This window comes from Exiguobacterium sp. UBA6282 (genome assembly GCF_002440475.1).
GTDB lineage: Bacteria > Bacillota > Bacilli > Exiguobacteriales > Exiguobacteriaceae > Exiguobacterium_A.
The window spans coordinates 124,077-137,470 of record NZ_DJUM01000054.1; the positions used below are offsets into that span (position 1 = coordinate 124,077).

Sequence of the window (13,394 nt, forward strand, 5' to 3'; positions counted from 1 at the left end):
GTTCAAAACCTATTTTTCATTTTTAAAGACGACTAGTTTGTTTTGTGAAATCAATCTCAGGGTAATAAGCATTCTTCACAAGCGCGTTCGGTCCAAGGCACTGCACTGCAGGACAGTGACACGACAAACTTTTATTCAGCTCTGTGTCTTGCCACTGGGCATACGCATCATTGAAGGACGTCTCGTGAATCGTACCGAGCGAAGCGAGTTCGTCACCGAAATCGGTTACGATGATTTCACCGTCGAAGATGTTAACGTTGAGACGGGAACGACCATCTGGGTCATTTCGGACCGATACGTTTTTCTCCTGACGCAAGCGACGATGCAGTTCTAAATCTGCCTCCTCCATTGAACAAGCATAGAAGGGGAGTGTTCCGAACAACATCCAGACGTTCGGATCCCGGACGTCAAGCAAACGATGGATTCCATTGCGAATTTCGGATAAGCTAGCGGCTTCGATCATCGACGCGAAGTCAGCTGGGTACATTGGATGCACTTCGTGACGGACACAGCCCATATCGACGATTTCCTTATGAATCGCTTCAAGATGTGGCAACGTCCGTTTATTGATCATCGTCTCGGCAGACACGATGACACCACGTGCATTTAAGACACGAGCATTCTCTTTCATCGTTTCAAATAGTTTCGTCCGTGCTTCACGTGATGGTTTTCGCTCCATCATCGCAAAACCACCATCGATGAAATCATCGGCTGTTCCCCAGTTATGTGAGATATGCAAGACATCTAGATAAGGAATGATTAATTCATAACGAGATAACGGAAGTGTTAAATTTGAGTTGATTTGGGTTTTAGCGCCACGTTCGTGGGCATACTTAAGTAAAGGGACGACATATTCCTTGACGGATTTCATCGAGAGCATCGGTTCTCCGCCTGTGATGGAAAAGGCACGTAGGTGTTCGATTTCATCCAGACGTTGAATGAGCAGTTCGACTGGGATTTCAGGTGACTCGCTACTGGATAACATGTAACCGACGGCGCAATGTTCACAGCGCATGTTACACAGTTTTGTCGTCGTGACTTCGATGTTCGTCAAACGGACAGTGCCGTATTGTTCAATGTCACGATAAGCTTCCCACGGATCGTTTGCGATCGTGATGGGTGATGATTGTGGCATAGGTACTCCTCCTTTTTAGTGCTCCACCTCGTATCGTATGCTAAAATAACGTCGGAATCCAGCGGAAGAAAGGAAGTCTGAATAATGGGAAAAGCAAGAACTGATAAACTTGGTCAAATGAATGTGCTAAAATCAAGAATGCAGCTTCTCTGTCATACAATCGATTCACTCGATGAATCATCAGATATCGAAGATTTGGAACGACTGATCCTATCACTGGATCAACTCAAGGCGAAGGTCGTTCGATATGCGAAGGATATGAAAGAACAAGAAGAAACGAAAAAAGCGGTAGATTGAGACCGCTTTTTCATTTGCACAAACGGAAAGGATGAAATCAATGGCAACAAAAATTAAATTAAAGACTGGTGAGGTCCGTTCAGTCACGTGTCTACGGATGGGAATCAACGGTGAAGGGATCGCGACGCTCGAGCGACAAATCGTCTTCATCCCAGGATTACTCGTCGGGGAAACGGCACAAATCGAAATCACGGAAATTCATGCGAACTATGCGAATGCGAAAATCTTGAAGCGAGACGATCGATCACCAGACCGCGTGACACCGCTTTGCCCGGTCTATAGTGTCTGTGGCGGCTGTCAATTACAACATATGAGTTACGATGGACAATTGCGTTATAAGGAAGAAATGCTTCGCAACGCTTTCTTGAAATCAACGAAGTTGAATGTCGAAAAAGCCGATATCCGCCCGACGATTGGTTCGAAGGAGTGGGGATACCGCAACAAGTCGCAATTCGTCGTCGGGAAACAAGGCAATGAAATCGTTAGTGGTCTCTATTCTGCGAATTCGAATCGTTTGGTCGCAATCGACGATTGTGTTGTCCAAAATAAGGATACGCTTCGCGTCAACCAAGCTGTCACGAAATTACTCAATGACTATAAAGTACCCGTTTACCATGCATCAAAACAAGACGGTGTCATGCGCCATATCGTCGTCCGGACAGGAATCAAAACGGGCGAAATTCAAGTCGTGCTCGTTGCCTTTAAAGACGGCTTCCGTGATCTAGAGGGCTTATCGCGCGATATCATGGACATTCCAGGGGTCGTCTCGGTCGCACTGAACATCAATGATAAGTTGACATCACGTGTCTTCGGAGAAGAGACGGAAGTCTTGCGCGGTGTCGAACGGATTGAAGAAGAAATGGGCGAGTTCACGTATCAATTGTCTCCGCGTGCCTTCTTCCAATTGAATCCGGAACAAGCAGAGCGGATGTATGAAGAAATTGCGCGTGCTGCTGCTTTGACAGGCGAAGAACGAGTCGTTGATGCATACGCAGGTGTTGGTTCAATCGGACTTTGGATCGCTAAAGGAGCAAAAGAAGTCCGCGGTATGGAAATCATTGAAGAAGCTGTCGAAGATGCCAATGCGCACATGAAGCAATATGGATTCGACCATGCCCACTATGTCGTCGGTAAGGCCGAAGCGTGGATTCCTCGTTGGGTGAAGGAAGGCTGGATTCCAGATGTCTTTATCGTCGACCCACCTCGCTCAGGTTGCGATACACAATTGTTGAACGCGATGATCTCGTCTAAAGCGAAAAAAATCATCTATGTCTCGTGCAACCCGCAGACGCTTGCGCGTGATTGTGATCACTTGATGAAAGCAGGATACAAGGTGTCATACATCCAACCGTACGATATGTTCCCACAAACAGCGCACGTTGAAGCAATCGTCGTGCTCGAAAAGAAGAAAAAGAAAAAGTTCTAAGCGCGAAATAAGCCCGTATGCACTCCTTGAACGAGTGAACATACGGGCTTTTTTTCTGTGACTGCTCACTTACGTTTGCGAAACATAATCGAACGTGGCATCACATTCGGAAAAACGTTCCTTCAATTGACTGACGCGGTCAGCTGGGAGTGGACCACGTTCAATCAATTGCTGGTTCAAAGCGAGGTGTTCTGGTCGAGACGTTCCGATGATGGCCGTCGTGATTCCTGGTTCGAAAACTGTAAAACGTAACGCGGTCTCAAGCCAGCTAGATTCCTCGAGTGGATAGGCGAGTTGTTGCGCACGTTCCCAGTATGGTTCAACATATTGTCCGACCGGACGATCCGTGAAGCGCCACGGTGCATTACCGATTGGACGTTTGGCGATGACCCCGTGATTCAAAAGTGTAGGTAAGACTTGATCGACGCGTTGATCAAACAGATTGAAGGATGTCTGGAAACTATCGAAGCGTTTCGTTTCGATGGCATACTGCAAATCTTCTCGGTCACCGGAATAGGCGATGACGCGGACTTTCCCAGCTTGTTTTGCTTGTTCAAGCGCGTCGATGACATCTCCTTGGGCGAGGATTTCTTGACTACAAGAATGTAAGTGTACGATGTCGAGATGATCCGTTTGCATCGTCTGTAAGGCTTGATCGATGCCACCACGGACGGCTTCAAACGTCCAGTCCTGCGCACCGGGAACATCATAGCCGACTTTCGTCGACAGAATGACGTCGTGCCGACGATTCTTTAGAAATTGTCCGACGCGTTGCTCCGATAAGCCGTAGCCGCGTGCCGTATCGATCAGGTTGATGCCGAGATCACGTGCTTGTTCGAGTAAATAAACTGCTTCCCGGTCCGTCATCTGTTCTGCACCGATGTGACCGGCTCCGAATCCAAGCGGGGACACAAATAGATCGGATGTTCCAAAACGCCTTAACTCCACGAACAATACTTCCTTTCAGATGCCTGTAGTTTTAAATCGATGGTGTTCGTTTTTGATGAATATGATAGATCAGATAACCAACGAGTGCCACACCTGCAATCGACCATTGAACGATGGACGAGGATTGCATGAACTGATGGACGGCGAGCACTTCGACTAACATGGCTGGAATTTTTCCGATCGTACTCGCAGTCAGGAAAAGTAGGACGGAGATACTACTAGCAGCACTGATGATGTTGACGATGCCAGACGGGACGAACGGCAACAGCCGTAGTAATATGATCGTCCAAAACGCTTCATGTCCTTGTTGTGCTTGTAGTTTTTGTTGCAAACGAGCGAATCGATCGGGAAGTGGGCGACGAAGGGCATAGCGCAGTCCTTTTTGGTATAGTAGAAACGCACAAACTCACCGATGAAGGAGAGCAATGTGCCCATCCATAGACCGAAATAGACGAGATTCGCAGCGGTGACAAACGTACTTGGTAGGACACCAAGAACACTGATGACGACGCCAACCAAGACACTAACGAATGGAGCGAACGGTCCGAAGAGTTCAAAGGTTTGGATGACATGTTGTTCCATTATTCGAATTCATCCTCTTCATCCGGAAGAAGCGGTAACTCGATGTGGACGGTCGTTCCTTCTCCAAGAACGGAGTTGAACCGGATCGTCCCATCATGACGATCGATGATGTGTTTTGTGATCGCAAGACCAAGACCGGTTCCGCCATCTTTCCGCGTCCGTGATTTATCGACGCGGTAAAAACGTTTCGTCAGTCGATCGAGATGTTCTTCCGGAATGCCTTCTCCTTCGTCCCGGATAAGACAATGCGTCCGATCGCCGATCGTTTCAGTCGATAAGAAGATCTGTTTACCGGGCGGTGTGTACCGTAAAGCGTTATCGAGTAAATTGCCGAAGACTTGCTCAAGGCGGTCCGTATCGCCTAAGACAATTTGATCCGGATCGAGATTCATCACGAACGAGACTCCTTTTGACTGGGCGATCGGTTCCATCCGGTAAATGACATCTTCAAGTACTTGACTGAAGACAAGTGGTTGTTTCGACATCGGATAGGAATCGCGTTCAAGTTGAGCGAGATCGAGCAGATCATTGACGAGACGTTGCAGACGCTCCGTTTCCCGCTCAATGATTTGGTAATACTGCGCACGCTTTTCTTCCTCGAGCGAATCATCCTGCATCATCTCCGTATAGCCACGAATGTAGGAGAGAGGTGTCCGCAATTCATGACTGACGTTTGCGAGGAACTCCTTCCGCTGCTCGTCGACCTCACCGAGCGATTCCGCCATCTTGTTCAATGTTTCTGCGAGTTCTCCGATTTCATCGTCCGATTGAATCGGAATCCGGTAATCAAAGTCACCTTGTGCATAAACAGTCGAGGCGCGCTTCATGTCGATCAACGGACGGATGATCGTGTCGATGATTTGTCGTCCGAAGATGACGAGATTCAAGACGATCAGTCCGATCATGAAGAAGATCATCAGGCGGAGTGGGCGGAATGGTTCACTGATTTGACCGAGTTCCAGATACAAGATCAGCGTACCGACCAGTCGATTGTTTTCGATGATCGGAAATCCAGTCATTAGAATGTCCGTTCCTTCAATCGGATGGGTCCGGCTCGAGACGACCGTCTCGCCATTACGAAGCTGTTCGATGTCCACATTCGTCAAAAAACGGAGTCCTGCCGGATTTTTCTTCAGAAAATCGATGAAGAAGACTTTCGATTCCGTCAATTCATTCGTATAAGTCATCCCATCGTAAAAAGCACCAGATAAGCCTTCGGACTTGTAAATGTTGATTAGCTTTTCTCCTCGGTTCAATAAGATATCTTCTTGCGTCTGAAGATAGAACCGGTCGTAGAGATAAAACGTCAGCAGGACGAACAGAATGGCAGAAAAAACGCTCGTGAACCAAATCGTGATCCAAATCCGGCGCCGGATCGTATAGCGCTTAATCATACTTCCTCGAATTTATAACCGATGCCCCAGACGGTTTGAATCGAGCCACCAGCTTCCCCGAGCTTTAAGCGAAGTGTTTTGATATGCGTATCGACCGTCCGTAAGTTACCGATATAATCCGCACCCCAAATTTGATCGAGTAACTGTTCGCGAGAAAAGACCTTATCATTGTTTTGAGCGAACAGATGCAACAAATCAAATTCCTTACGCGTCAGACTGACCGGTTTGCCGTTGACGTGGACACTCCGACTTTCCGTGTCGAGTTCAAGCATACCGAGCGTTAAAGTAGCCGATTGATCAACTGTAAAGCGGTGAGAGCGACGAAGCGTCGCTTCGATGCGAGCAAGTAGTTCTCGGGGGCTGAATGGTTTTGTAATATAGTCATCAGCTCCGATTTTCAGACCGTGGATGCGGTCGAGTTCGTCCGAACGTGCCGTCAGCATGATGATCGGAACATTTGAGAATTCACGGATGCGCATACAGGCTGTCAAGCCGTCCATTTCCGGCATCATGACATCGAGTAGAACGAGATGGAATGTATTTTGTTGAATGAGATGGATGGCTTCTTGTCCGTTAGAAGCTGTCATCGTCGTGTAGTGTTCTTTTTCGAGATTCGAGACGAGAAGGTCACGCATTTGTGCTTCGTCATCTACTACGAGAATGTTAAACGATTCTGGCATTAGTCTTCGCTCCATTTCCTGTAGAAGAAAAGGTTTCTTCCATAAAGATGAGTTTTCTTATTTATCATACCATTTCAAACTTTAGAAACGCATGCGTGGACACAAAAAAGCATGAGAGACAAGGCCCTCATGCTTCGAGTTGTTGGTGATCGTATAGTGTTTCGAGTTCCCGACCATGAATGTACATGTGGAAACTAGATTTTGAGACTTCATACAGCGTGAACTGTGTTTCGCCAGCATTCAATTGCTCAAGAAGCGCAGGGCGCAACTCATCCGCACAGAACGCATACGGCAATTTTTCAGCTGCTTTTTGTGACCGAATATTGCTTTTGCGAATTTTCATGAAGACACTCTCATATCCGAGCTCGAAGAACAGCTCAGAGAAGAAGGCTTCTTTCGCTAAATGATTGTATCCTTTACCATGATACGGTTTACCTAACCATGTACCGAGAAACCCATATTGTCCTTCGATATCGAGTAAACTAATCGTACCAATCGGTTGATCGAATTCATCTAGGATGGTACGTGATACGATTTCACCACGTTCTTCCTCTTCGATTGCCTGCTTTGTAGTAAACAGAAATTCATCAAAGTACCGTGTTTTTTGGCGGACGTACGGATATACGTCTTGATGCTGCATCAGTTCGAACAAATCAGCGCAGTCGCTCAGCTCCCGTTGCTTGAGCATACTTCCATTCCTCCTTTTAGGACCGCAAGAATGATTGTCGAAAGCTACCTGTCTGACTCGTTTGAACCGCGCATGGTATGCCTTCTTCAGTTGTCGGATAAGATAATATTACCTTCTTTTTTTAAAATTGCAAGAAAATAATTTTTGTGAAAAAAGATACAAAAACAAGATGTTTTCCGTAAGCGTCTAAAACCCCCGAAAGGTGCAAAAAACACCTGGCGGGGGTGGGATTAAGTCAAGTTCAGTTGAGCGTGTTCAAAAATGATTTTTCCATCAATCATCGTCATGAGCGGCTTCGCTAAATAGTCGAGTGGGAAGTGACTCCACAAGACGAGATCCGCGTCTTTTCCGACCTCGATCGATCCGACACGATCGTCCACACCGAGCGAACGGGCTGGATGAATCGTGATCGCGCGTAAGGCGACATCGACCGGTAGACCTTCTCGTGCGGCAAGACCAGCACAGAGGTTCAAGTATTGGACAGGCGTGTATGGATGATCGGTCGTAATCGAAATTTCAAGACCATGTTCGTGAAGAATCCGGTACGTTTCCCATGTCTTATTCTTCAGTTCGATTTTAGACTTTCGCGTAAAGGTTGGTCCGACCGTCACTTTTTCGATCGGTAATTGTTCCATCTCTTTTGCGACGAGATGACCTTCCGTACAATGTTCGATGCGTAAATCAAGATCAAACTCTTCCGCGAAACGAATGGCGGAAAGGATATCATCTGCTCGATGTGCATGTACACGAAGCGGCATCTTGTGATCGAGGACCCGTTTGATCATTTGATGGGCGAAGGTTTCGGAAACCGGTTGCGTTCGAACTTCAAGAAAGGCTTCGCGCAACATCCCCATGATGCCCATCCGTGTCAATTCACCGGCACGACCAGCACTATGGACACGCTTCGGGTTTTCACCGAGCGCCACCTTCAGACCCGCATACTTTCGAAGAATCATATCATCGATGAATCGTCCGTGCGTTTTGATGACACTCGTGACGCCACCGATGATGTTCATGCTGCCTGGCATGACTTGAACGGTCGTGATTCCGTGTTCGACAGCTTCCTTAAAGCCTTCATCCAGCGGATAGACGCCATCAATGGCACGTAGATGAGGAGTCATCGCGAAAATCGTCTCATTCGCATCATTTCCGACGGTTCCGGTACCTTCGTCATATAATCCGAGATGTGTATGGGCATCGATGAAACCGGGCAATAAAAAGTGACCTTCTGCTTCAATGACTTGATCGTCTTCTAAATGATCCAGTAATTCACCGATTTCAATGATTTTCCCATCACGAATGCGGATGTCCCCGTAAAAACTGTCCGAAGTAATCGGATAGATATGTGCATTTCGAATTAAGATATCCAAGTATCGTCCACCCCTGTACTAGTTTGAATGCTCGATTGCTCGTAATGCATCCTTTAGTTCAGCATACCGAAACTTGTATCCGTTTTCGAGCGCTTTTTTCGGGACAACACGAGCTCCTTCTAGTACAATCGTACTCTTTTCACCGAGTGCGAGTTCTAATGCGAAGCGTGGTGCCGGGAGCCAGTGTGGGCGATGTAAGACTTTTCCGATCGTCTGTCCGAAACGGCGCATCGTCTCCGGGTGAGGCGCAGTAATGTTCAGCGGTCCTTCGACTGTCGGAGTTTCAAGCGCGAATAGGAATAAATCGACTAAATCATCGATATGGACCCAGGAGACCCACTGTTTACCGTCGCCCATCGTCCCACCACCAAACAAAACATAAGGCAGACGCATTAACGGATAAGCGCCACCGGCTTTCGTCAAGACGACCCCGATTCGTGGATGGACGAGTCGAATGCCAGCGTCAGCAATCGGGCGTGCAAGGTCTTCCCACGCGACACAGACATGACTTAAGAAGTCAGCGGTCGGTGGGAGGGGATGATCTTCAGAGAAGGTTTGATGCCGATCTTGTCCGTAAATGCCAACCGCAGAAGCGGACAACACGACATTGGGTTTTTGATCGAGTGCTTCAACGATTCGGACGAGCTCCTTCGTCGTGCTGACGCGACTGTCGAGAATGACACGTTTACGTTCATCCGTCCAACGTCCGTCGTTGATCGAAGCACCGGCAAGATGAATGAAGGCATCGACGCCCGCTAAGTGCTGTTCCGGCTTTGCGTCTTTTGTCATCCACTTGATATATGTGATATGCGCATCGTTCGCTTTCGGATGACGCGTCAAGATAAAGATGTGATGTCCTTGATCTAATAAACGCTTCGTCAAGGCTTGACCAATCATACCGGTTCCACCGGTAATCGCAATGTTCATGTAATTCATCCTCCCTGAGATAAGTAAAAGTAGCTTCTTTCCATTTGTTCCCGTTCCATGGTTTCACTCAAACATAGACCTGCCTGTTCATGATATCGTAGAACTACCGAATCAAGTTAGGGGAGGGAACGACATGAAGATTAAACGGATCTCGACGCAGAAAAAGAACAGCGAACGATTCAATATCTATGTTGAGCGTGATGGTAAAGAGGAATATGCCTTTGCCGTAGACGTTGATATCTTAATTAAATACAATCTGCAACGCGATAAGGAACTCGATGACGACTTCGTCAAGGAAGTATTGACGGCTGAAGAACAGCAAAAAGCGTATCGTCTCTCATTGAATCATCTATCGTACCGCATGCGGGCGACGAGTGAAGTTGTCGCCTATTTAACAGAGAAAGAGACACCGGAGCATGCGATCAAACATGCGATCGAGCGATTGACAGAGCAACGCTATCTGGATGATCAACAGTTCGCACTTGCTTATACGGCAACGAAAAAAGCGACGACACCACAAGGACCTGGACGGATTCGCCGCGACCTTGAGGCATTGAAGATACCGAAGACAGCGATTGATGAAGCGATCGTGACGTTTACGGATGAAGAAGAATACGAAAAAGTCCTGAAGTTTTTGCGGCAAAAGCAAAAAGAGCTGCAACGGCGTTCCGTGCGGGAACTGACGCAAAAGCTACAGATGACACTCATGCAACGCGGTTTCTCGTCCGACTTGATCAAGGCGGGTATCGAAGAGGCGTTCCGAGCTGAAGAAGGGGACGAAGAAGAACAAGCGGCCCTTTATCAAGCACGCAAGTATTATCCGAAATACCGGCAACTTGAACCGTTCGAACGCGAACAGAAAGTGAAGCAAGCGCTCGTCCGAAAAGGATTTCCATACGGACTAGCGGCTCAAGTCCTTGAACAAGTCAAAGAAGAAGAGGTGGAATAATAAAAGCAAGACGAAAAATTGACAATTATCCGACAATTGTGCTATTCTACGCACAGACTAAGAAAAGGAGGAACCGTCCTATGAAAAAGCCAATTGGTTTCACTCATATCCAACAGCTGAATACGACGGAGACTCTTGAGCACGTATAAGTAATTCATTTCATGTGCGAGCAAGGGGATTCGTCTCCCGAGCGCGCAGACGAACAAGAATGGATCATGCCCATTTCAAGGCATACTGATTCTCGGACTGCATCCGGAAATCCGTATGCCTTTTTGCGTGCTCGGAAAAAGTACTTCATTTTACAGTAAAGGGGGGACCCTCATGCGTTTATTTAAGCAATTGAGTTGGTTTCTTAAAGAACACAAATCATCGTACCTCGTAGCAGTCGTCTTGTTAATCATCACCGGCTTCATCGATTTAACGCCACCGTGGCTGATCGGTAAGGTCATCGACGGTTTACGGTCGGGATCGATGGACCGGACGACACTTTTGCAGTATGTCGGCGGATTAACGGTCATCTCCATTGTGTCCTTCATCTTGACGTATCAATGGTTAGCGAAATTATTCGGAACGGCCTTTTTATTAGAACGGACGCTGCGGAGCCGCTTCTTTACGCACTTATTAAAACTGACGCCGACATTCTATCAAAAGAATCGGACGGGAGACTTGATGGCGCTCGCGACGAACGACTTAAAGGCGGTCGAGCGGACAGCCGGATTTGGTGTCTTGACGCTCGTCGACTCGTTGAACATGACAGCGATCACGCTTGTCGTCATGGGTGTCGCGATCGATTGGAAGCTGACGCTTGCTGCCTTGTTACCGATGCCGCTTCTCGCCTACGCGATGAATAAGCTCGGAAGTCAGATTCACGGGCGTTTCATCACGGCCCAGGATTCGTTCGGAACGATGAATGATCAGGTCGTCGAGTCGATTTCCGGACTGCGTGTCATTCGCTCGTTCGTCCAAGAACCAGTCGACGTTAAACGGTTCGACGATGTCACGACGGATGTTTTTGAGAAAAACATGCATGTCGCAAAAATCGATGTCTTATTTGAACCGATCATCAAGTTGCTCGTAGGGTTCAGTTACTTGATCGGCTTATCGTTCGGGACATATCTCGTCTTTACGAACGACATCACGCTCGGACAATTGGTCGCCTTTAACATCTATCTCGGGATGCTGATCTGGCCGATGTACGCCTTTGGTGAATTGATCAATGTCATCCAGCGCGGAACAGCAAGTCTTGATCGCTTAGAAGCAACGATGCGAGTCAAACCGTTGATTGCTTCGACACCGCGGAAACACGTCGATCGCCCTGAACGGATCGAGATGAACGATTTGACGTTTACGTATCCAGAGACAGCCCATCCGGTCTTACGAGATTTGAATATGACGATTGAACAAGGAACAACGATCGGTATCGTCGGACCAACGGGATCCGGGAAAACGACGTTCTTGCGTCAATTCTTACGTGAGTATCCAATCGGACGGGACATGTTGACAGTCAACGGCGTACCGTATGAAGATGTTGCGCTAGAGACGGTTCGCGGTTGGACGGGCTATGTGTCACAAGAACATTTACTATTTTCAAAATCTGTTCGGGATAACATTTTGTTTGGTGCAGGTGAAGCGACAGAAGAAGAATTGCAGGAAGCGATTCGTCTCGCATCGTTCGAAAAAGATATCGAGACGCTTGAACAAGGACTTGAGACGATGGTCGGTGAACGTGGCGTTACGTTGTCGGGAGGACAAAAGCAACGTCTGTCAATCGCGCGGGCGATGTTAAAAAAACCAGAGTTGCTGTTGCTGGATGATTCATTATCAGCGGTAGACGCGAAAACGGAATCACATATCATCGATTCAATTCGATCGAATCGCCACCAATCGACGACATTAATTGTTGCCCATCGCTTATCGGCAGTGGCACATGCGGACGAAATCATCGTCTTGCAAGACGGAATGATTTCTGAACGAGGAACACATGACAGCCTGATGGCACAAAATGGCTGGTACGCTCAACAATTCGAGCGACAAAGTGAAGAAATGTAAGGAGGTGCCTTTGCATGAATGAATTGGAATTATATCAACTCGATCCGGCACGTCGGAAGACGACGATCCGTTCGTTGATCCGCTATGCGATGCATGAGAAACAAGCGATCTTCTTAGGATTGTTTCTACTCGTACTGGCAGTCGGTGCGGAATTGACAGGTCCGTATATCGCGAAAGTCATCATCGATGAACATATCGTAGCGATTGAAAAGGACTGGGTCGAAGTTAAAGCAGACGGTGCGGTCACGTATGACGGTCGTCAGTTCGCCAAAGCACAGGATGTCTCGAAAAGTCAGATCGTTCGATCCGTCTCGATCGTCCAAACGACCAACGGCTACTTTTTCGTACCAAAACAAGTCGTCAGTGGGGGAGAGCGGAAAATCAGTGGAAATACGATGACGGTCACGCGTGGAGACAATGTGTACACGTATGATAATATTCAAAAACTGACACAAGGACAGGTCTATGATTTTTATTCAAAGGACTTAAAAGCAATCGGCTGGTTGTCCTTGATCTATGTTCTTTTGCTACTTGCAGCAGCTGGTTTGAACTGGATTCAACAAATCTTGCTCCAGCGATCTGCTCATAAAATCATCAAACGGATGCGGCTTGATGTCTTTACGCATCTGCAACGGTTACCGGTTCGTTATTTCGACCAGACGCCAATCGGAAAAATCGTCAGTCGCGTCACGAATGATACGGAAACGATTCGCGATTTATATCTCGGTGTGCTCGCCCGAGTCTTCTCAGGGATCATCACGATGGCAGGGATTCTCGTCGCGATGTTCTTCCTCGATTATCGCTTAGGACTCGTCTCGCTAATCATCATTCCGATCGTCTATTTCTGGATTCAGCTGTTCCAGAAACTCGCGACGAAGAATAACTTCAAGGTTCGCTCTCTCGTTGCCGACATGAATGGTCAACTGAATGAGAACATCCAGACGATGCC

The 13,394-nt window shown here is 47.5% G+C and carries 13 protein-coding genes; 5 read left to right on the forward strand and 8 right to left on the reverse strand.

The features are described 5' to 3' along the window. Positions 1–22 precede the first annotated feature (22 nt). Positions 23–1,135, reverse strand: a complete 1,113-nt coding sequence (gene yfkAB, locus B2751_RS14450; RefSeq protein ID WP_290775410.1) for a radical SAM/CxCxxxxC motif protein YfkAB — start codon at positions 1,133–1,135, stop codon at positions 23–25. 84 nt (positions 1,136–1,219) lie between these two features. Between yfkAB and B2751_RS14455 the strand changes: the two genes are divergently transcribed. Both B2751_RS14455 and rlmD read left to right on the forward strand, forming a co-directional pair. Then, positions 1,220–1,432 (forward strand): SE1561 family protein, encoded by a 213-nt coding sequence (locus tag B2751_RS14455; RefSeq protein ID WP_290775412.1) that lies wholly within the window; start codon positions 1,220–1,222, stop codon positions 1,430–1,432. Positions 1,433–1,472: 40 nt separating this feature from the next. Next, positions 1,473–2,858, forward strand: coding sequence for a 23S rRNA (uracil(1939)-C(5))-methyltransferase RlmD (gene rlmD / locus B2751_RS14460; protein ID WP_055966696.1), 1,386 nt, complete (start codon positions 1,473–1,475; stop codon positions 2,856–2,858). 69 nt (positions 2,859–2,927) lie between these two features. Here the strand turns inward: rlmD and B2751_RS14465 are convergent, their stop codons facing one another. From B2751_RS14465 to B2751_RS14495, 7 genes are all read right to left on the reverse strand, one after another. Beyond that, positions 2,928–3,806 carry an aldo/keto reductase gene (locus B2751_RS14465; RefSeq protein WP_290775415.1) on the reverse strand — a complete coding sequence of 293 codons (879 nt, stop codon included), beginning with the start codon at positions 3,804–3,806 and terminating at the stop codon, positions 2,928–2,930. Between the two features lie 31 nt (positions 3,807–3,837). After that, positions 3,838–4,182 (reverse strand): TVP38/TMEM64 family protein, encoded by a 345-nt coding sequence (locus tag B2751_RS14470; protein ID WP_290775438.1) that lies wholly within the window; start codon positions 4,180–4,182, stop codon positions 3,838–3,840. Between the two features lie 205 nt (positions 4,183–4,387). Beyond that, positions 4,388–5,782 carry a sensor histidine kinase gene (locus B2751_RS14475; protein ID WP_290775417.1) on the reverse strand — a complete coding sequence of 465 codons (1,395 nt, stop codon included), beginning with the start codon at positions 5,780–5,782 and terminating at the stop codon, positions 4,388–4,390. Then, complete coding sequence (locus tag B2751_RS14480; RefSeq protein ID WP_023467299.1) at positions 5,779–6,462, reverse strand: response regulator transcription factor; 684 nt, start codon at positions 6,460–6,462, stop codon at positions 5,779–5,781. Before B2751_RS14480 ends, B2751_RS14475 begins: the two co-directional genes overlap by 4 nt. 127 nt (positions 6,463–6,589) lie before the next feature. Further along, positions 6,590–7,150 carry a GNAT family N-acetyltransferase gene (locus tag B2751_RS14485; RefSeq protein ID WP_023467300.1) on the reverse strand — a complete coding sequence of 187 codons (561 nt, stop codon included), beginning with the start codon at positions 7,148–7,150 and terminating at the stop codon, positions 6,590–6,592. Between the two features lie 230 nt (positions 7,151–7,380). Continuing rightward, complete coding sequence (locus B2751_RS14490) at positions 7,381–8,520, reverse strand: amidohydrolase (RefSeq protein ID WP_035412712.1); 1,140 nt, start codon at positions 8,518–8,520, stop codon at positions 7,381–7,383. 18 nt (positions 8,521–8,538) lie between these two features. Further along, positions 8,539–9,447: a TIGR01777 family oxidoreductase gene (locus B2751_RS14495; protein WP_290775420.1), complete on the reverse strand. Its 909-nt coding sequence runs from the start codon at positions 9,445–9,447 to the stop codon at positions 8,539–8,541. Between the two features lie 133 nt (positions 9,448–9,580). Between B2751_RS14495 and B2751_RS14500 the strand changes: the two genes are divergently transcribed. From B2751_RS14500 to B2751_RS14510, 3 genes are all read left to right on the forward strand, one after another. Next, a complete protein-coding gene (locus B2751_RS14500) occupies positions 9,581–10,396 on the forward strand; it encodes a RecX family transcriptional regulator (RefSeq protein WP_290775422.1) in 816 nt (271 codons plus the stop codon). Between the two features lie 321 nt (positions 10,397–10,717). Continuing rightward, positions 10,718–12,445, forward strand: a complete 1,728-nt coding sequence (locus B2751_RS14505; protein WP_290775424.1) for an ABC transporter ATP-binding protein — start codon at positions 10,718–10,720, stop codon at positions 12,443–12,445. 14 nt (positions 12,446–12,459) lie between these two features. Beyond that, the coding region (locus tag B2751_RS14510; protein ID WP_290775427.1) for an ABC transporter ATP-binding protein at positions 12,460–13,394 on the forward strand (935 nt) is incomplete at its 3' end.